Annotated in this window: 19 protein-coding genes; 15 read left to right on the top strand and 4 right to left on the bottom strand. The window is 33.2% G+C overall.

Annotation, left to right across the window (positions count from 1 at the left end; translation table 11 throughout):
* The first annotated feature begins 1 nt into the window (after position 1).
* The 5 genes from MKS83_RS08750 to MKS83_RS08730 all read left to right on the top strand — a co-directional run bounded on the left by MKS83_RS08750 (position 2) and on the right by MKS83_RS08730 (position 5,422).
* Positions 2-1,126 (top strand): glycosyltransferase, encoded by a 1,125-nt coding sequence (locus MKS83_RS08750; protein ID WP_240582840.1) that lies wholly within the window; start codon positions 2-4, stop codon positions 1,124-1,126.
* 145 nt (positions 1,127-1,271) lie between these two features.
* Positions 1,272-1,817, top strand: a complete 546-nt coding sequence (gene rfbC / locus MKS83_RS08745) for a dTDP-4-dehydrorhamnose 3,5-epimerase (protein WP_240582839.1) — start codon at positions 1,272-1,274, stop codon at positions 1,815-1,817.
* Positions 1,818-1,912: 95 nt separating this feature from the next.
* Positions 1,913-3,298 carry an exopolysaccharide biosynthesis polyprenyl glycosylphosphotransferase gene (locus MKS83_RS08740; protein ID WP_410679503.1) on the top strand — a complete coding sequence of 462 codons (1,386 nt, stop codon included), beginning with the start codon at positions 1,913-1,915 and terminating at the stop codon, positions 3,296-3,298.
* 125 nt (positions 3,299-3,423) lie between these two features.
* Positions 3,424-4,725, top strand: a complete 1,302-nt coding sequence (gene rimO, locus MKS83_RS08735; RefSeq protein ID WP_240582837.1) for a 30S ribosomal protein S12 methylthiotransferase RimO — start codon at positions 3,424-3,426, stop codon at positions 4,723-4,725.
* A 325-nt stretch (positions 4,726-5,050) separates the two neighbouring features.
* Complete coding sequence (locus MKS83_RS08730; RefSeq protein ID WP_240582836.1) at positions 5,051-5,422, top strand: septal ring lytic transglycosylase RlpA family protein; 372 nt, start codon at positions 5,051-5,053, stop codon at positions 5,420-5,422.
* Positions 5,423-5,512: 90 nt separating this feature from the next.
* Here the strand turns inward: MKS83_RS08730 and MKS83_RS08725 are convergent, their stop codons facing one another.
* The 3 genes from MKS83_RS08725 to MKS83_RS08715 form a co-directional block, all read right to left on the bottom strand.
* Positions 5,513-6,277, bottom strand: coding sequence for an exodeoxyribonuclease III (locus MKS83_RS08725; protein WP_240582835.1), 765 nt, complete (start codon positions 6,275-6,277; stop codon positions 5,513-5,515).
* 62 nt (positions 6,278-6,339) lie between these two features.
* Positions 6,340-6,759, bottom strand: coding sequence for an MliC family protein (locus MKS83_RS08720; RefSeq protein ID WP_240582834.1), 420 nt, complete (start codon positions 6,757-6,759; stop codon positions 6,340-6,342).
* 35 nt (positions 6,760-6,794) lie between these two features.
* Positions 6,795-8,339 carry a bifunctional response regulator/alkaline phosphatase family protein gene (locus MKS83_RS08715; protein ID WP_240582833.1) on the bottom strand — a complete coding sequence of 515 codons (1,545 nt, stop codon included), beginning with the start codon at positions 8,337-8,339 and terminating at the stop codon, positions 6,795-6,797.
* A gap of 311 nt (positions 8,340-8,650) precedes the next feature.
* Between MKS83_RS08715 and MKS83_RS08710 the strand changes: the two genes are divergently transcribed.
* The 6 genes from MKS83_RS08710 to MKS83_RS08685 all read left to right on the top strand — a co-directional run bounded on the left by MKS83_RS08710 (position 8,651) and on the right by MKS83_RS08685 (position 14,735).
* Positions 8,651-9,862: an HD domain-containing protein gene (locus MKS83_RS08710; protein WP_240582832.1), complete on the top strand. Its 1,212-nt coding sequence runs from the start codon at positions 8,651-8,653 to the stop codon at positions 9,860-9,862.
* An 87-nt stretch (positions 9,863-9,949) separates the two neighbouring features.
* Positions 9,950-10,981, top strand: coding sequence for a UDP-3-O-(3-hydroxymyristoyl)glucosamine N-acyltransferase (gene lpxD / locus MKS83_RS08705; RefSeq protein ID WP_240582831.1), 1,032 nt, complete (start codon positions 9,950-9,952; stop codon positions 10,979-10,981).
* Positions 10,974-12,371 carry a bifunctional UDP-3-O-[3-hydroxymyristoyl] N-acetylglucosamine deacetylase/3-hydroxyacyl-ACP dehydratase gene (locus MKS83_RS08700; RefSeq protein WP_100376470.1) on the top strand — a complete coding sequence of 466 codons (1,398 nt, stop codon included), beginning with the start codon at positions 10,974-10,976 and terminating at the stop codon, positions 12,369-12,371. Before lpxD ends, MKS83_RS08700 begins: the two co-directional genes overlap by 8 nt.
* Positions 12,372-13,163, top strand: coding sequence for an acyl-ACP--UDP-N-acetylglucosamine O-acyltransferase (gene lpxA / locus MKS83_RS08695; protein WP_100376469.1), 792 nt, complete (start codon positions 12,372-12,374; stop codon positions 13,161-13,163).
* A gap of 29 nt (positions 13,164-13,192) precedes the next feature.
* Positions 13,193-13,759 carry an elongation factor P gene (gene efp / locus MKS83_RS08690; RefSeq protein ID WP_027379799.1) on the top strand — a complete coding sequence of 189 codons (567 nt, stop codon included), beginning with the start codon at positions 13,193-13,195 and terminating at the stop codon, positions 13,757-13,759.
* A 73-nt stretch (positions 13,760-13,832) separates the two neighbouring features.
* Positions 13,833-14,735, top strand: a complete 903-nt coding sequence (locus MKS83_RS08685) for an LpxD N-terminal domain-containing protein (protein WP_240582830.1) — start codon at positions 13,833-13,835, stop codon at positions 14,733-14,735.
* Here the strand turns inward: MKS83_RS08685 and MKS83_RS08680 are convergent.
* Positions 14,713-15,096: a helix-turn-helix transcriptional regulator gene (locus MKS83_RS08680; RefSeq protein ID WP_240582829.1), complete on the bottom strand. Its 384-nt coding sequence runs from the start codon at positions 15,094-15,096 to the stop codon at positions 14,713-14,715. The genes MKS83_RS08685 and MKS83_RS08680 overlap by 23 nt on opposite strands.
* Positions 15,097-15,232: 136 nt before the next feature.
* On the opposite strand from MKS83_RS08680, the gene MKS83_RS08675 reads away from it, so the two are divergent.
* The 4 genes from MKS83_RS08675 to MKS83_RS08660 all read left to right on the top strand — a co-directional run bounded on the left by MKS83_RS08675 (position 15,233) and on the right by MKS83_RS08660 (position 18,169).
* Positions 15,233-15,499, top strand: a complete 267-nt coding sequence (locus MKS83_RS08675) for a hypothetical protein (protein ID WP_240582828.1) — start codon at positions 15,233-15,235, stop codon at positions 15,497-15,499.
* 66 nt (positions 15,500-15,565) lie between these two features.
* The gene (locus tag MKS83_RS08670; protein ID WP_240582827.1) at positions 15,566-16,351 is read left to right on the top strand and encodes a GLPGLI family protein; all 786 of its coding nucleotides are present in this window, start codon (positions 15,566-15,568) and stop codon (positions 16,349-16,351) included.
* A gap of 171 nt (positions 16,352-16,522) precedes the next feature.
* Positions 16,523-17,395, top strand: a complete 873-nt coding sequence (gene sucD, locus MKS83_RS08665; protein WP_100376467.1) for a succinate--CoA ligase subunit alpha — start codon at positions 16,523-16,525, stop codon at positions 17,393-17,395.
* A gap of 129 nt (positions 17,396-17,524) precedes the next feature.
* A complete protein-coding gene (locus MKS83_RS08660; protein WP_240582826.1) occupies positions 17,525-18,169 on the top strand; it encodes a porin family protein in 645 nt (214 codons plus the stop codon).
* Positions 18,170-18,212: the final 43 nt, after the last annotated feature.

The raw sequence follows: 18,212 nt of genomic DNA, 5'->3' as shown, positions 1-18,212 counted from the left end.
AATGAAAATAGCTTTAATCCATGACTGGCTGGATAAATATGGTGGGGCCGAACGGGTTGTAACTTCAATGGATGATTTCATTGATTTTGATTATTACTTTGCCTATGCAGACATAATGAGTGATGTGGACAAGCTAAAAATGTTTAATGGTAAAGCCCCGGAAGTTTTAACAAGTCGGCTTTTAAAACTTTTGGGTAAAAATTTTCGTTATGCACTACCATTTTTTCCTATTGTGAGTAAATTATTTAACAAACAATTTACAAATCTTCCTGTTGATTGGATAATAAGCTCTTCCTGGTGCTTATCTAAAGGCTTTAGGATTAATAATGAGAAACATATTAGCTATATACAAGCCCGAAACTTTAAATATATTTGGGATGAATATGATAATTATTTTAAAGGTATTTTGGGAGTGATTTTTCTGCCATTGAGAAAATATCTTCAGTCTTTTGATAAACGGACGGCTCAGAACCCTGATTATATAATTGCTAATTCTAAATATGTTCAGGATTGGATTGAAGAACATTATAATAGAAAGTCAGTGGTAATCTATCCTCCTGTTGCTGTTGATCATTTTAATTTACGGACTACAAAAATACAGGATTCAGATTATTATGTAACGGTAGGACGGTTGGTACAATATAAAAGGTTTGATTTATTAATTAAGGCTTTTATCAATCTTAATAAAAAATTAATTATTATCGGTGATGGATCAGAAAAATCAAAACTTGAAAAATTATCAAAAGGTAATGAGAATATTATTTTTAAAGGATTTTTAAACTCGAATGAAATTAATCATTATATAAGCAATGCAAAAGCTTTTGTTTTTTCATCTTTAGAAGATTTTGGAATTGCTCCGGTTGAAGCACAAGCTTGTGGCACTCCTGTAATAGCATATGGACGAGGAGGAACTTTAGAAACAGTTTTAGAAAATAAAACAGGTGTTTTATTTTATTCTCAAAATGTGCAGGAAATAGAAGAAGCTGTAAAGAAATTTGAAAATAAAATATTCAATTTCAATCCAATTCTAATCAGAGAACATTCCCGAAAATTTAGTGTGGAAGTATTTAAAATGAAATTTAAGTCTTATTTAGCAGAATGTAATTTAATGGAAGAAAAAATATAATCTCAGATACAAAATGATAAAAATTTCTATTTAATAATTTATTATAAAAGTAATAAAATGAAATTTTATTTATAGAATGTTAAGATTTATATTTGTAACTGTTCCAAAACTGAATAGAATCAATAAATAAAAATTTTCAATATTTATGAAAATAAAATCTACACCACTTAAAGACTGCTATATTATAGAACCTACTGTTTTTGAAGACGACAGAGGTTATTTTTACGAAAAATTCAATGAACAAACATTTAAGGAACTTACCGGGATGAACGGACATTTTGTTCAGGATAATATTTCAAAATCTAGTTATGGAGTTCTTAGGGGGCTGCATTTACAGAAAGGAGCTAAGGCTCAGGCAAAACTGGTTTCTTGTTTGGAAGGGAAAGTTCTTGATGTGGCAGTTGATTTACGTGCAGATTCGCCAACTTTTGGAAAATGGTTTTCAATCGAATTAACGGCAGAAAATAAATTACAATTATATGTTCCCAGAGGATTTGGGCACGGATTTTCTGTTTTGAGCGAAACAGCCATATTTTCTTATAAATGCGATAATTATTATGATAAAGCTTCTGAAGGCGGTGTTCTTTGGAATGATGCAGATTTAAATATTGATTGGCAGTTACCCTTAGAAGATATTATACTTTCAGAAAAAGATAAAGTTCAGTCTATGTTTTCTTTGAAAAATTTTTAATATATTCGAAAACAGAATAAGAATTAATAACCCAATTTTTAATTTACGTTGAATATGCAGCAACTTTAAAAATTTAGAAGAATCATTACCGGATTATGTTAGTTTATTTTTTTAAACATTTACCCAAAATTTTTCTTATTGGGGATTATATTATTATCAATCTTTTTTTGATTCTGGGAAAGTTATATTTTTTTAACTTGGATAAAGATTTTGCTCAGGGATATATTACTCAGTTCATTCTTCTTAATATTTCTTGGTTTGTTATCACGTCGATGACTAAACCTTATAAATGCCTTGCAATAAAAGAATCTTCATTACATTTTAATGCTCTAACAAAATCTTTTATTTTGTTAGCTGTGTTTTCTGCCATTTATTTTAGTCTTATTCTGCCTGTAAAAATCAATTATAGATATGTTGTGTTCTATTTTTTGATTATAGGCTTTTTCATGACGCTTACCCGATTCGTACTTTTTCTGTATCGAAAAAAGAACAGGATTAAAATTGGACGAAAATTTTATTCTTTCAATACCGTACTTGTTGGTGAGAATAAGCTGGCGACATCATTGTTGTCAAATGATGATTTGAGAAGGTCTATGGGAATAAGAGGAACTTATACATCAGGAGATACGGAAACTAAAAATAAATACTTAGGCAGAATAGATAAATTATTTGAAGATTTGGAAAATTCCAAAATAAATAATATTATTTTTTGTGATAATAAAATTGACGTCGGTCTATATAAACAAATCGTTGAGGTGGCTGAGCATAAAATGGTAAGAATTTATATGGCTCCGGATTTTAAATACGTCAATCTTGTGCCCCATTATTATGATATCGTTCATGAGATTCCATTTCTGAAACTTATAAGGGAGCCATTGGCAAATCCGAAAAAACAAATATTAAAAAGAACATTTGATATTGTATTTTCACTTTTTGTAATTGTATTCATCCTATCCTGGCTTATACCTGTTATTGCACTAATTATAAAATTAGAGAGTAATGAATCTGTGTTTTTTAGACAAAAAAGATCAGGATTGAATAATGAACCATTCGAATGTATTAAATTCAGAAGCATGACTACAAATGCAAAAGCTGATTTTATAACAACCACAAAGAATGATGCAAGAGTAACAAAATTTGGGGCATTTATGAGAAAAACGAGTATAGACGAATTGCCTCAGTTTATTAATGTTTTTCTAGGTGATATGTCTATTGTTGGTCCAAGACCGCATATGTTATCTCAAACCGAAATGTATTCAAAGATTACTAAAAAGTATATGACCCGACATATTGTAAAACCTGGAATTACGGGTTGGGCGCAGGTAATGGGTTCCAGAGGGGAGATATTTTCACATAAAGATATGGAGAAGCGTATTGAAAAAGACATCTGGTATATTCAGAATTGGTCTTTTTTCCTTGACATAAAGATCATTTTTCTTACCTTATATAATATAGTGAGGGGAGACGAACAAGCTTATTGATTTTGTAATTGGAATTATAAGATTAAAGAAAATAAACAGAATATTAAAACCACTTTTTAAAGGTGGTTTTATTTTTTAAATATCATTTTTAATATTTGTATCTTTGCACCCTGAAAAATAGAAAGATGCGAACAAAATCTGTAGGTAAGAAGAAAATTAATGTAGTCACACTGGGATGCTCTAAAAACGTGTACGATTCTGAAGTTTTAATGAGCCAACTGAAAGCCAATGGTAAAGAAGTAGTTCATGAAGACAGAGGAGATATCGTGGTGATCAATACCTGTGGATTTATTGATAATGCCAAGGAAGAATCTATCAATACTATTTTAGACTATGTGGATGCAAAGAACAGAGGAGAGGTTGAAAAGGTTTTTGTTACCGGATGTCTTTCTGAAAGATATAAACCGGATTTAATTAAGGAAATTCCCGATGTAGATCAATATTTTGGAACCAGAGATCTTCCGGTTCTTTTGAAACATTTAGGGGCAGATTATAAGCATGAGTTAGTCGGAGAGAGATTAACAACTACTCCCAAACATTATGCTTACCTTAAAATATCCGAAGGTTGCGACAGACCTTGTTCGTTTTGTGCTATCCCGTTAATGAGAGGAGGTCATGTTTCCACTCCGATCGAAAAATTGGTGAATGAAGCGGCTAAACTTGCCAAAAAAGGAACAAAAGAATTAATCCTTATTGCTCAGGATCTTACTTACTACGGATTAGATATCTATAAAAAAAGAGCATTGGGTGACCTTCTGAAAGAATTGGTAAAGGTTGAAGGAATCGAATGGATCAGATTACATTATGCGTTCCCAAGTGGATTTCCGGAGGATGTATTAGATATTATCAGAGAAGAGCCTAAAGTTTGCAACTATATTGATATTCCTTTGCAGCACATTAATTCCGATCTTCTTAAATCCATGAAAAGAGGCACGACTCATGAAAAAACGGATGCCTTATTGGCTAAGTTCAGAGAGAAAGTTCCGGATATGGCAATCAGAACTACGCTTATTGTAGGGTATCCTGGAGAAACTGAAGAAAGATTTCAGGAGCTAAAAGACTGGGTAAAAGAACAAAAGTTTGATAGATTAGGATGCTTTACTTATTCACATGAAGAAAATACTACAGCTTATGTTTTGGAAGATGATATTCCACAGGAGGTAAAAGAAGCCAGAGTAGAGGAGATTATGGAACTTCAATCACAGATTTCTTGGGAAAAGAATCAGGAGAAAATCGGAAAGACCTTCAAATGTGTTTTTGACAGAAAAGAAGGAAACTATTTTATCGGAAGAACAGAATATGATTCTCCGGATGTAGATAATACTGTTTTGGTGTCCGCTGAAGATACTTATATCTCTATCGGGGAATTTGCCAATGTAAGAATTACCTCAGCCGAAGAGTTTGATCTGTACGGAGAACTGGTATAGAATATTTAATACAAATAGACCAATGATTGTTTCATTGGTTTTTTTTATTAATTATAATAAAGATTTTAATACTTTAAATTGTTGATTATTAAAGGATTTGTTGCATTGTGTAGAATGAATTATGCTGTAGCGAGTTAATTAAATTAACTTTTTACTCTTTTTTTTAACATTTTTTAACACTATGATCTAAAGTCCCTAAAAATAGGGAGTTATAGGCTTAATTAACATTTTATTAATTTTTCATTAACGTTTTTTAACAATTTGAATAGGTCTGTATAGATAATCCTGTTACTTTTGCTCCGTCATAAACCCCAAAATATTCAAAATGATGAAAAGATTCATTCTCGTAATCATAATGATGATTTCAACCTTTGGTATTTTCTCTTTTACGAGCAATACCACAGATGCGAAAAGAACAAGTTATGCATCGTACTACCACGATAAGTTTAATGGTAGAAAAACAGCCAGCGGTGAAGTATTTGATAATTCAAAGTTCACAGCGGCAAACAGAACGCTTCCATTTGGAACTAATATTAAAGTGACCAATTTGGACAACGGTAAGTCAGTAATAGTGAGAGTAAATGATAGAGGACCTTACCATTCATCAAGAGCATTAGATATGTCTAAAGCCGCGTTCGATGAGATCGGAAATACTAATCATGGTACTATTCCGGTTGAATATGAAATTGTCGATTAACTTATGATTTTAAAAGGTAAAAGCCAACTGAATACAGTTGGCTTTTTATTTTTATGATTTTCAGAAATCAATTAGGTTAGAATATATTTTTTAAACATTTAATTCTACCAAAGCAGGACAGTGATCAGAATGTACCGCTTCTTTTAAAATAACCGCTCTTGTAAGTTGATCCTTTAATGTGTGGCTTGTAAAATTATAATCAAGTCTCCATCCTTTATTTTTTTCTCTCGAATTTTGTCTGTAGCTCCACCATGTATAATTGTCCGGATCCTGATTGAAAAACCTGAAACTGTCTATAAGTTCACATTCATTGATAAAATCACTCATCCATTCCCTTTCCATAGGAAGGAAGCCGGAAACGTTTTTTAGACGTACAGGATCGTGAATGTCAATGGCTTCGTGACAGATATTAAAATCACCCGAAATAATTAGATTAGGGATTGTTTGTTTTAAATCTTTAATATAATCTAAAAAATCGCGGCAAAACTGCATTTTAAAATCCAGTCGTTCAATATTGGACGCAGAAGGTACATAGACTGAAATAGCAGAGTAGCCATCAAAATCAGCTCTTATGATTCTCCCTTCATTATCATAACTTTCGATTCCGCAGCCAAATTCTACGTGATTAGGTTTTATCTTTGACGCGATTCCAACCCCGCTGTAGCCTTTTCTTATCGCAGAATGCCAATAACTGTGATATCCTAACTTTTCAAGGCTTTCAATATCTATCTGGTCATTACCTGCCTTACTTTCCTGAATGCAGATAATATCAGGATCAGCAGTTTTCAGCCATCCTAAAAAATCTTTGGTAAAGGCGGCACGTATTCCGTTTACGTTATAAGTAATTAATTTCATATTTGAAATATATCAAAAGCAGGTCTAAAAAACAAATGTCAGCTCAAAGCCGACATTTAATTTTATTTAATTCCTTTAAAAACTACTTTTCCGTCTTTCGAAAGTTCGTTTTCCGGTCCTTTACCTCTTAACTCCCAATGATCATTTTTATAATAAATTCCTGAACCGGTTGGCTGCCCTTTCAATTCAATAGTTTCTCCTTCATAGACAATGGTTGCTGTATTTTTATTATTATCAAAGGTCATATCAATACTTTTTCCGCCAGCATCAGTAGATTTTGCCTTTATAATAGGATTTTTATTTACAGCAGCAGAATCTGTTGGGGTAGCTGCAGACAGGTCTGAAGTATTTGTCTTTATAGAATCTGAATTGATTACCGTTGTAGAATCTGATGAAGTTTCTGAACTCTTACTGCCTTCTTTTTTACAAGAAACAAGTGATAACGTTGCCAATAAAGGTAAAATTAAAATTGATTTTTTCATTTTTATATTTTTAATGGTGTATTTGATTCAAAAGATTATTTAGGCTCTAAAATACTGATTGGAATGATACATTCTTCCAATGAAATTCCTCCGTGCTGATATGTTTCTTTATAATAATTTACAAAGTGATTATAGTTTTTTGGATAGGCTAAGAAGATATTGTTCTTTGCAAAAATATATTTCGAACTCAAATTTCCTTTAGGAAGGAATAGCTTTTCCGGATTTGAAATTGCCCAGACATCACTGCTGTCATATGTTAAACTTTTTCCTGTTTTATAACGGATATTTGTAGAAGTTTCTCTGTCACCCACTACACGGCTTGGTTTTTTCACATACACCGTTCCGTGGTCAGTAGTAATCACCAGCTTGAAACCATTTTCGGCGGCAACCTTAATTATTTTTAATAAAGATGAATTTTCAAACCAGTTTAAGGTGAGGGAACGGAAAGTTTTATCGTCTCTGATCAGCTGATCTACAATATGATTGTCAGTTTTTGCGTGAGAAAGAATATCAATAAAGTTATAAACAATCACTAAAAGGTCATTATTTTTATGCTGATTAAAATCATCATAGATTTTTCTTTCAAAATCTGCATTAAGAACTTTCAAATACTTCATTGATTTAGAAGCTAAACCAATTCTTTTCATTTGATCTTCTAAGAAATCGCGTTCAAATTCGTTTTTGTTGCCTTCTTCATTATCGTTAAACCATTTATCCGGAAAACGTTTTTCTATTTCAGAAGGCATTAAACCTGCAAAAAATGAATTTCTGGCATATTGGGTTGCGGTAGGAAGGATACTGTAATAATAATCCTCCGAAACCTTATTATAATGTTTGGTGAATAAAGGTTCAATCACTTTCCACTGGTCATATCTCAGATTGTCTACCATCAGCAAAAGAACTTTTTCTTTTTCTACTTCAGGTTTTATTTTATCTTTAAATAAAGTATGGCTCATCATAGGTTTTTCAGAACCGTTCAACCAGTCTTCGTAATTGTTTTCTATAAACTTTGCAAACTGAATATTGGCTTCTTCCTTTTGAGACTGAAGCAGATCAGCAAATTCATTATCGGCAACCTTATCAAATTTAAGTTCCCAGTTCACGATTTTCTTGTAATATTCTGCCCAATCCTGGTATGTTCTCAGATAAGAAAGCTCCATAGAAAGGTTTCTGAATTCCTGCTGATATTGTAAAATGGTTTTCTGTTCAACCAAATTATCTTCCTGAAGATTCTTTTTAAGAGAAAGCAAAATCTGGTTGGGATTTACAGGCTTTAATATGTAATCCGCAATCTGAGAACCTATGGCTTCTTCCATGATGTGCTCTTCTTCACTTTTCGTAACCATTACAATTTTTAAAGAATTATCTTTTTCTTTAATCATAGGAATGGCTTCAAGTCCGGAAATTCCGGGCATATTTTCATCAATAAGGGTCAGTGCAAATTTTTCGGAATCCATCAATTCCAAGGCTTCATTTACATTATTAACAGGGGTTACCTGATACCCTTTTTTTTCTAAGAATACGATATGAGGTTTTAGTAAATCTATTTCATCATCTATCCATAATATCTTTTCCGACATAATATTTATTTTTCATGGTTATTGTATCAAAATTTCGACCAAATTTCTTTTCAAACAATAAAAATAGTGCTTTTAATAGTTAAATATTAGTTAAATCAAAATATTGTTTATTAATTCCCTGTTTTTACATAGTCAAGCACTCTTTCGAGGACTTCGTCTTTTCTTTCTGTATTACTTATAGGATAGAATCATCCACTCCGATAGCAACTGTACTGAAGGAGCAAAAGATAGAAATAAGGTTTTAAGATTAATGAAATTTAAATAAAAGCTAAAGTTAAATTTTCCCTAACTTTGTTACAATATCGACATCAATGCAGAATAAGCTAAAAATTATCAACGATCCTGTTCACGGTTTTATCAAAATTCCACACGAAATATTATTTGACATTATTGAGCATCCTTACTTCCAGCGATTGAGAAGAATAGGACAGACCGGTCTTTTAAATTTGATTTTTCCCGGGGCTACCCATACAAGATTTCATCATGCGATAGGGGCAATGCATCTGATGTTTACAGCACTGGAAACACTGAAACAAAAAGGTGTGAAGATTTCTGAGGACGAAGAAAAAGGCGCTATGTTGGCGATTTTAATGCACGATATAGGACATGGTCCGTTTTCCCATGCCTTAGAAAGTATGTTGATGGATGATTGGCATCACGAAAACCTTTCACTGCTTTTGATGAACAAACTGAATGATGAGTTTGAAGGTAAACTATCTGTTGCTATTGAAATGTTTCAAGGGAAATATCATAGAAAATTCTTTAATCAGCTTATCTCTTCACAATTGGACGTCGATCGTTTGGATTATCTGAACAGAGACAGCTTTTTTACAGGAGTTTCGGAGGGGAATATTAATACACAACGAATTATTTCCATGATGAATGTCTGTGAAGAAGGTGAATTGGTAATCGATGCAAAAGGTATTTATTCTATCGAGAATTTTCTTACCGCCAGGATGTTTATGTATTGGCAAGTTTACTACCATAAAACTTCGGCGTTGGCTGAATTTCTTTTGGTGAAAATTTTGGAACGAGCAAAATATCTGGTTTCACAAGGTGTTGATCTTCCGGCAACTGAAAATCTGAGATATTTTTTACATAGAGGTAAAAATTCTGCTACAGACGAAGACGTGGAAAGGTTTACACAGTTAGACGATAACGATGTTATTCAGGCGATGAAAAACTGGCAGTCGGCTGATGATTTTATTCTGTCATACTGGTGCAAATGTGTAATCCAGAGAAACCTGCCCAAGACCATTATTTCGTCACACGCATTTGAAGCAGAGTTTATTGAAGAAAAAGTAAAAAATACCAATGAATTTTTCGGAATCGATAACGGAAATGAATTGGTGCATGAAATTAAACGAAAACTATTGCCTTACGATACTCAAAAACAGCCGATCTTTCTATTGCAGAAAAATGGAAAAAAGATAAGGCTTGAAGAATCGGAAGACCAGCTTCTATCGGGATTAATTACTAATAAGACCACCCGATATATTCTTATGTTTCCAAGAGATATTTAGCACATAATTTCTTAAAGAATATTAAAATTCACAATCCGAAAATTAAAAAATGTTTGCGAATTACAGAATTTCTTATCTTTGCAGAATATGGAATTTACAGCTTCGCAAATTGCAAGTTTTATTGACGGGAAAATAATAGGTGATGAGAATGCACTTATTACTGGAGTTTCACCTATTGAAGGAGGGGAAACAGGACATCTTTCTTTTATAGCACAAGATAGATTTTCCCATTATTTGGATACGACCAAATGCTCCGTTATCATCGTTTCAGAAAAACTTTTATCAAAAGATATATATAATCCTACTGTGATTGCGGTAAAGGATGCTTACCTTTCTTTTCAGGTTTTAATGAATCTGTACCAGGAAATGCAAGGTAAAAAGCAAGGGATTGAAGATGGTTCTTCAATTCATGATACTGCTATAGTCGGAGACAAGGTATATATTGGTGCTTTTACTTATGTATCTGAAAAGGCAAAAATTGGAGAAGGAACTCAGATTTATCCTCATGTCTACATAGGAAAAGGGGTAAAAATCGGTAAAAACTGCAAAATTGACAGTGGAGCGAGAATCTACGATTATTGTATCATTGGTGATAACTGCATTGTTCATTCCAATACCGTAATTGGAGGTGACGGATTTGGTTTCCAGCCGACTTCGGAAGGTTTCAAAAAAATTCCCCAACTAGGAAATGTCATCATTGAAGATGATGTTGAGATTGGTTCAAACTGTAGTATAGACAGAGCTACGATTGGTTCTACTATAATCGGGAAAGGAACTAAAATCGATAACCTGATTCAAATTGCACACAACGTAAAAATCGGACAAAACAATGTGATTGCGGCACAGGCCGGAATTGCAGGATCTACAATCATTGGCGACTGGAACCAGATTGGAGGTCAGGTTGGTGTTGTAGGGCATATTAAAATAGGAAATCAGGTAAAAATTCAGGCGCAGAGCGGAGTAAACTCCAGTGTGAATGATAAGGAAACTATTTATGGTTCGCCGGCAATCAGCTATAACGACTATTTAAGGAGTTATGTACATTTCAGAAATTTACCTGAAATTGTAAACAGAATAAACAATCTTGAGAATAACTCAAAAGATAAAACTAATGAGTGATATGCAAAAAACACTTCAGCAAGAAGTGACACTTTCCGGAATCGGACTTCATACGGGTAAAGAAGTAAAACTAACCATCAAACCTGCAAAAGAAAACACAGGTTTTGTATTTGTAAGAACAGACTTGGAAGGACATCCTCAGGTGGAAGCTGATGTGAATTATGTAGTAGCGACAGAAAGAGGAACAACATTAGAAAAATTAGGAGTAAAGATCAATACCTGTGAGCATCTTTTAGCGGCTTTAGTAGGTTGTGATATCGATAATGCCATTTTGGAAATGGATGCTTCTGAACCTCCTATTTTAGACGGATCGTCGAAGTATTTTGTTGAAGCCATCGAAAGTGTTGGAGTGGTAGAACAAAATACTGCGAGAGAATACCTTGTTGTAAAAGAAGTTCTTACCTACAGCGATCCGGCAACAGGATCAGAAATCACAATCATTCCTTCAGATACTTACGAAGTGACTACTATGGTAGATTTTGGGACCAAAGTTTTGGGAACTCAAAATGCTACACTAAAAAATATTTCTGAGTTTAAAGAAGAAATTTCATCAGCAAGAACATTTAGCTTCTTACACGAATTAGAAATGCTTTTAGATCACGGTTTGATCAAAGGTGGAGATATTTCTAATGCCATTGTATATGTAGATAAAGATCTTACTCCTGAAACTACAGAAAAATTAAAGAAAGCTTTTGGGAAAGACAATGTTTCTATAAGACCTAACGGAATTCTTGATAATTTAAATCTAAACTATCCAAACGAAGCCGCAAGACATAAGTTACTTGATGTAATCGGAGATTTGGCTTTGGCTGGTGTGAAAATAAAGGGTAAAGTAATTGCTAATAAGCCAGGACATTACGTAAATACTCAGTTTGCAAAAAAACTGAACCGCCAGTGGAAATTACAGAAAAAGAAAAACGTTCCTGATTTTGATTTAACAAAAGAGCCTGTTTTTGATATCAACGGAATTATGAGATTGATGCCTCACAGACCACCGTTCTTATTGATTGATAAAGTTCTTGAGCTTTCAGACTCTCACGTTGTAGGTCTTAAAAATGTGACAATGAATGAACCTTTCTTCGTTGGACATTTCCCGAAAGAGCCCGTAATGCCGGGAGTTCTTCAGGTAGAAGCTTTAGCGCAGACAGGTGGAATTCTTGTACTGGCAAGTGTTCCGGATCCTGAAAACTATTCTACTTATTTCATTAAAATTGATAAAGTAAAATTCAAGAGAAAAGTAATTCCTGGAGATACCCTTATTTTCAAGATTGAATTAATTGAACCTATCAGAAGAGGTATTGTACATATGCAAGGTTACGGTTATGTTGGAGATACAGTAGCGGTAGAAGCAGAACTAATGGCCCAAGTTGCAAAAAATAAAGTTGATTAAATGATCCATCAATTAGCAGCCGTAGATAAACGTGCGAAAATCAGCAAAAATGTAATCGTAGAACCCTTTACTACCATTGCGGGAGATGTGGAAATAGGAGAAGGAACCTGGATTGGGCCCAATGTTACCATCATGGATGGAGCAAGAATTGGTAAAAACTGTAGGATTTTTCCTGGGACTGTAATTTCTGCAATCCCTCAGGATTTAAAATTCGATGGTGAAGATACACAGGTTATTATAGGTGATGATACTACGATCAGAGAGTGTGTAACAGTCAATAGAGGTACAAAAGCTTTAGGACATACTAAGATCGGAAAAAATTGTCTGATTATGGCTACATCTCACATTGCTCATGATTGTGTAATCGGAGATCATGTTATCATTGTAAACGGTTGTGGTATTGCAGGCCATGTTGAAATTGGTGATTATACGGTCATGGGAGGTCTATCAGCTGTACACCAGTTTGGTAAAATTGGAAAACATGTAATGATTTCCGGTGGTACTTTGGTGAGAAAAGATATTCCCCCTTACGTAAAAGTAGCAAGAGAACCGATGTCTTATGCCGGAATTAACTCGGTAGGTTTAAGAAGAAGAGGATTTACCAATGAAAAAATCTTCGAAATTCAAAAGATTTACAGAGCGATCTTCCAAATGAAGATGAATGTTTCTCAGGCAATCACTCATATTGAAAAAGAAATGCTTCCTACTGCTGAAAGAGACGAGATTCTTCAGTTCATTCAAAACTCACCTAGAGGTATCGTGAAAGGATACGGAACAGGAAAGGAAAACTAAATATAAAAACAAAAAGATAATATACATTAATGGCAACAAGTAACGATATCAGAAAAGGTCTGTGCATTGAGTACAGTAATGATATTTATAAAGTAATCGAGTTCCTTCACGTAAAACCAGGAAAAGGACCTGCTTTCGTAAGAACAAAATTAAAATCTGTAACAAACGGAAAAGTAATTGATAACACTTTCTCTGCAGGACACAAAATCGATGAGGTAAAAGTGATCACAAGAAAATATCAGTATCTTTACGATGATGAGAATGGATTCCACTTCATGAATAATGATGACTTCTCTCAATTATATTTAAATAAAGAAATGATTGAAAATTCAAACCTGATGAAAGCAGGTGAAGAAGTTACAATCATCCTGAAAGAAGCTGATGAAACTCCGCTTTCTGCTGAATTACCACAGTCTGTTTATTTAGAAGTTGTAGAAGCAGATCCGGGAGTAAAAGGAAACACAGCAACAAATGCCCTTAAAAATGCTATCGTTGAAACCGGAGCAAGAGTAATGGTTCCTTTGTTCATTGAACCTGGAGACAAAATCAAAGTAAGCACTGAAGATGGTTCTTACCTTGAAAGAGTAAAAGAATAATTTTAAATAAAATTTACATCAATTCGGTTTGCCTTTGCATTCCGAATTTTGTTTTATAAGAAAATCAATTGTTATGAGATTTCATTCTCCACAAAAACTGAAAACTATTGCGGATCTTATCGGTTCAAAATTTGTTGGTTCAGAAGACTTTGAAGTACTAGGAACTAATGAGATTCATATGGTGAAACCGGGAGAAATAGTTTTTGTAAACCATCCTAAATATTACGATAAAGCTTTAAATTCTCCGGCAACAATTATTTTAATTGATAAAGAAGTAGACTGCCCGGAAGGGAAGGCTCTCTTAATCTCTGAAGATCCTTTCAGAGATTTCAATAAGATTAATACCCATTTTACGAGAATATATAATTTCAGGGAAGAGCTTCATGATGCCGAAATTGGAGAAGGGACACATATTCACCATTCTGCAATGATCGGAAACAATGTGAAGATCGGAAAGAATACCCTTATTTTCCCAAATGTTGTGATCGGTGATAGAACCGTTATTGGTGATAATGTTGTCATTCAGTCCAATACCGTTTTAGGTGGTGATGCCTTCTATTACAGAAAATTAAATGGAAATTTCGACCGCTTGATTTCCGTAGGAAATGTTGTCATCGAAAATAATGTTGAGATCGGAAACGGCTGTACGATTGACAGAGGAGTTACAGATTCTACGATTATTGGTGAAGGTTCTGTTTTAGATAACCAGATTCAGATCGGTCACGATACAATTATTGGTAAAAAATGTCTGATCGCTTCACAGGTAGGAATTGCAGGATGCTGTGTAATCGGTGATGAGGTTACATTGTGGGGACAGGTAGGAATTGCTTCCGGAAATAAAATTGAGAGCGGATCTGTACTTTTAGGGAAAACCGGGGTCAACAGAGATCTTGAAAAAGGAACCTATATCGGGATGTTTGCAGAAGATTACAGATCGTATCTTAAAAAAGAAGTTAAACTGAGGAAATTGGAGTAAAATTATTTTTGCTCCAATTTTCCTTTAGCTCGTCATTCTCTTTTTTCAGAATCTTTATGTAATCCAAAATATGAGCGAGCATTTCTTCGTTTACATTGCTGTAATAATTGTAGTTGCCAAAATTTTCTCCTGTAGTTTGATTTTCAACATTAATTACTACTTTTTGTTCATTTTCTTGGAAAATATCATCTTCTGAAACTTCTAAAAATGCAGCAAGCTTTTTCCATTCGATTTTAGATATTTTTATTTCTCCGTTTTCTTTACGACAATAGTTGGTTGTTGTCCTGTGTATTGCTTTAGCTGTTTCCTTTTGTGTTAATCCTTTGGCAATGCGTGCATTTTTCAATTTTTCTTTAATCATTGTTTTGTGATATATTGCAAAGTTATAAAAAATGCATAAATATTTGCAAATTGCGCAATAAAAAAAGCAATAGGTTTTACTATTTTTTATAAATGTGTTTGGTATTTTTGTAATGTTAAACAAAAAATATTATATTATGAAAAAGTTATTTTTAACTTTGTCTTTCCTAACTGTAGGGTTTGCAAGTGCTAATGTTACTTATACATCAAGTGAGAATTGTTATAGTGATGTTCAAACTCTAAAAACTCATACAATTACTTTTCAACTTTCTTGTAAGAATGTATATTGCGTAACTGAAAAAGAATATACTGATGCTGAACTCCAAACGGCAGCCGCTGGTCTAGAAGAAGCTTTCTGTAATACATCTGGTAGTCCAAAAGATTTTGAAATAGTAAGGAATTAACTTATTTTTGAAATTCAATTTCATTTTTGGATGAAATTGAATTTTTTTTAATCGAATTTTATTTATATGAAAAGTAAAGTAGTAACATTTATTTTAGTTTTGTTTAATATTCTTTCATTTTCTCAAGAAAAAGTTGATATTTCAATTTCTTATAAATTAACTTATAAAATAGATTCAACATCGGAAAAAGTAAATAAGGAAAATTTTATTCTTTTTGCTAATAAAGAAAAAAGTATGTATGAATCTATAGCAAAATATTTTAAAGATTCATTATCAAAACAACCAAATCAAGATCAAGCAGCTATAGCTATTAAATACGGTACAGAAAATGACTATTATATAATTTATAATTCGAAAGACAAGGTGTTAAGTCACTTTCAACCAAACTTGGGTGCCAATATATATTATTCTACGAACTATAAAATACAGTGGAAGATCGAACAAGAAACAAAAGAAATTTTAAATTTAAAATGTCGAAAAGCAACTGCAAAAATGTTTGGTAGAAAATGGATTGCTTGGTTTACAGAAGAATATCCACTACCTTTTGGTCCATATAAATTCAATGGATTACCAGGTTTAATTCTTGAATTATATGATTCAAAAAACTATTATCATTTTAATGCATACTATATTAAAAAGGAAAAGAACACATTAGTAAATTTTAACATTCAAAATGATTATTCAAAAACAACAAAAGAAAAATTTTGGGAATTAGTCTTTAAAAATAAATTTGATGTAGATTATAAGTATAGAGATTTTACATTTCAAGATCCGAATGTGATTCAAACTATGCGCAAAAAAATGATCGAAAAACAAAAAATATATAACAATCCTATAGAGTTAATACACTAGGTTTTTTTGTAGAAATGGTGTATAGAATTAAAGACTATCTTAAATCTATAATTTTTGAACGATTGCAAATTTGCAATCGTTTTTTGTAATCTAAAATCATCTTTTTTCAAACAAAAATTGTAAATTTGTGAGCATTAATAAAAAATAAAAATAAATTAAAACAACAATAAAATGTCAATTTTAGTAAACAAAGATTCTAAAGTAATTGTACAAGGATTTACAGGGAACGAGGGTACTTTCCACGCAAGCCAGATGATCGAATACGGAACCAACGTAGTAGGTGGTGTTACTCCGGGAAAAGGAGGCAGCGAACACCTAGGAAAGCCTGTATTCAATACTGTTGCTGATGCTGTAGCAAAAGCTGGAGCTAATGTAAGTATCATTTTCGTACCACCTGCATTTGCTGCAGATGCAATTATGGAAGCTGCAGAAGCAGGTATCAAAGTTATCGTATGTATTACTGAAGGGATCCCTGTAGCAGATATGGTAAAAGTAAAATCTTACATTGCTGACAGAGACTGCAGATTGATCGGACCAAACTGTCCTGGAATCATCACTTCTGAAGAAGCTAAGATTGGTATTATGCCAGGTTTTGTTTTCAAAAAAGGTAAAGTAGGAATCGTTTCTAAATCAGGAACTCTTACTTATGAAGCTGCTGACCAGGTTGTAAGAGCTGGTTACGGTATTTCTACTGCAATTGGTATTGGTGGTGACCCAATCATTGGAACAACAACAAGAGAAGCATTAGAATTGTTCATCAACGATCCGGAAACTGAAGCGGTTGTAATGATTGGTGAAATTGGTGGTGGATTAGAAGCTGAAGCGGCAAGATGGTATAAAGCTAGCGGTTCTACAAAACCGGTAGTAGGTTTTATCGCTGGGCAAACTGCTCCTAAAGGAAGAACAATGGGACACGCAGGTGCTATTGTAGGTGGTGCAGAAGATACAGCTCAGGCTAAAATGGAAATCATGAGAGAAAACGGAATCAACGTTGTAGATTCTCCTGCTGATATTGGTGCCACTGTAGCAAAAATATTAGGATAATTTCTTTTTAAAAATAAAGTATAAGCCTCGTTTTTACGAGGCTTTTTTTTGAATTTTTATACAGAAAATTAGAATAATTACTATCTTTAAACAATTAAAAAATAAACGATACAAAAACTCAATATCAAAATGAAAAAACTTTTATTAACCTCAGCACTGGCTCTGTCTACTTTATCTTTTGCGCAAATAGACTTCAGTAGTACAAGATTCGGAGTTACCGGCGGACTTAATTATTCCCGAGTTAAAAATGCACATAATCCCTCCGGACCAAGATTTACATTCCAGGGCGGTGTTTTAGCCCTTATTCCTATTGGAAAAGCGAATCAGTTTTATCTTCAACCTGAAGTGCTATATTATGGCGCCGGAGAGACAGGAAAAGATAAAGACGCTAAAGGAATGAAAGGTTATGATGCATTATATGCCAATAATTATCTGAGTGTGCCTGTATTTTTTAAAGGGTATTTCTCAGAATCAGAATCAGAATTTTTTGGATTGGTGGGCCCGAGATTTAATTTCTTGATAGATCAAACTGTAAAAAATGAATCCAAGGATATTTATAGAGAAGACGCACAAGGAAAAGCGAATTCCTTTAACTTTGGAATTGGGCTTGGAATAGGGTATAGCTACAAAAGGCAGCTGGAAGTGGCTTTTAAATATGATTTAGGATTGTCTAATACATATCCTGATTTAAATGAATCAAAATTGGATCCCAATTCCTCGAAGAAAAAATCTGAACAAGTATTGAGCTTAAGCCTAAGCTATATTTTTAATTAATTTGTTTTCAACAAGTAATAAAAAATCCCGGAAAGTAATTTCC

Origin of the sequence: Chryseobacterium sp. Y16C, assembly GCF_022488405.1 — a bacterium.
GTDB lineage: Bacteria > Bacteroidota > Bacteroidia > Flavobacteriales > Weeksellaceae > Chryseobacterium > Chryseobacterium geocarposphaerae.
Note: the sequence above shows the minus strand (reverse complement) of the source record. Positions and strands in the feature narration are given on the sequence as shown.

What these genes read in the sequence shown, in the direction of transcription:
- MKS83_RS08750 (WP_240582840.1), top strand. Translation starts at nt 2, where the DNA reads ATGAAAATAGCTTTAATCCATGACTGGCTGGATAAATATGGTGGGGCC.
- rfbC (WP_240582839.1), top strand. Translation starts at nt 1,272, where the DNA reads ATGAAAATAAAATCTACACCACTTAAAGACTGCTATATTATAGAACCT.
- MKS83_RS08740 (WP_410679503.1), top strand. Translation starts at nt 1,913, where the DNA reads ATGTTAGTTTATTTTTTTAAACATTTACCCAAAATTTTTCTTATTGGG.
- rimO (WP_240582837.1), top strand. Translation starts at nt 3,424, where the DNA reads ATGCGAACAAAATCTGTAGGTAAGAAGAAAATTAATGTAGTCACACTG.
- MKS83_RS08730 (WP_240582836.1), top strand. Translation starts at nt 5,051, where the DNA reads ATGATGAAAAGATTCATTCTCGTAATCATAATGATGATTTCAACCTTT.
- MKS83_RS08725 (WP_240582835.1), bottom strand. Translation starts at nt 6,277, where the DNA reads ATGAAATTAATTACTTATAACGTAAACGGAATACGTGCCGCCTTTACC.
- MKS83_RS08720 (WP_240582834.1), bottom strand. Translation starts at nt 6,759, where the DNA reads ATGAAAAAATCAATTTTAATTTTACCTTTATTGGCAACGTTATCACTT.
- MKS83_RS08715 (WP_240582833.1), bottom strand. Translation starts at nt 8,339, where the DNA reads ATGTCGGAAAAGATATTATGGATAGATGATGAAATAGATTTACTAAAA.
- MKS83_RS08710 (WP_240582832.1), top strand. Translation starts at nt 8,651, where the DNA reads ATGCAGAATAAGCTAAAAATTATCAACGATCCTGTTCACGGTTTTATC.
- lpxD (WP_240582831.1), top strand. Translation starts at nt 9,950, where the DNA reads ATGGAATTTACAGCTTCGCAAATTGCAAGTTTTATTGACGGGAAAATA.
- MKS83_RS08700 (WP_100376470.1), top strand. Translation starts at nt 10,974, where the DNA reads ATGAGTGATATGCAAAAAACACTTCAGCAAGAAGTGACACTTTCCGGA.
- lpxA (WP_100376469.1), top strand. Translation starts at nt 12,372, where the DNA reads ATGATCCATCAATTAGCAGCCGTAGATAAACGTGCGAAAATCAGCAAA.
- efp (WP_027379799.1), top strand. Translation starts at nt 13,193, where the DNA reads ATGGCAACAAGTAACGATATCAGAAAAGGTCTGTGCATTGAGTACAGT.
- MKS83_RS08685 (WP_240582830.1), top strand. Translation starts at nt 13,833, where the DNA reads ATGAGATTTCATTCTCCACAAAAACTGAAAACTATTGCGGATCTTATC.
- MKS83_RS08680 (WP_240582829.1), bottom strand. Translation starts at nt 15,096, where the DNA reads ATGATTAAAGAAAAATTGAAAAATGCACGCATTGCCAAAGGATTAACA.
- MKS83_RS08675 (WP_240582828.1), top strand. Translation starts at nt 15,233, where the DNA reads ATGAAAAAGTTATTTTTAACTTTGTCTTTCCTAACTGTAGGGTTTGCA.
- MKS83_RS08670 (WP_240582827.1), top strand. Translation starts at nt 15,566, where the DNA reads ATGAAAAGTAAAGTAGTAACATTTATTTTAGTTTTGTTTAATATTCTT.
- sucD (WP_100376467.1), top strand. Translation starts at nt 16,523, where the DNA reads ATGTCAATTTTAGTAAACAAAGATTCTAAAGTAATTGTACAAGGATTT.
- MKS83_RS08660 (WP_240582826.1), top strand. Translation starts at nt 17,525, where the DNA reads ATGAAAAAACTTTTATTAACCTCAGCACTGGCTCTGTCTACTTTATCT.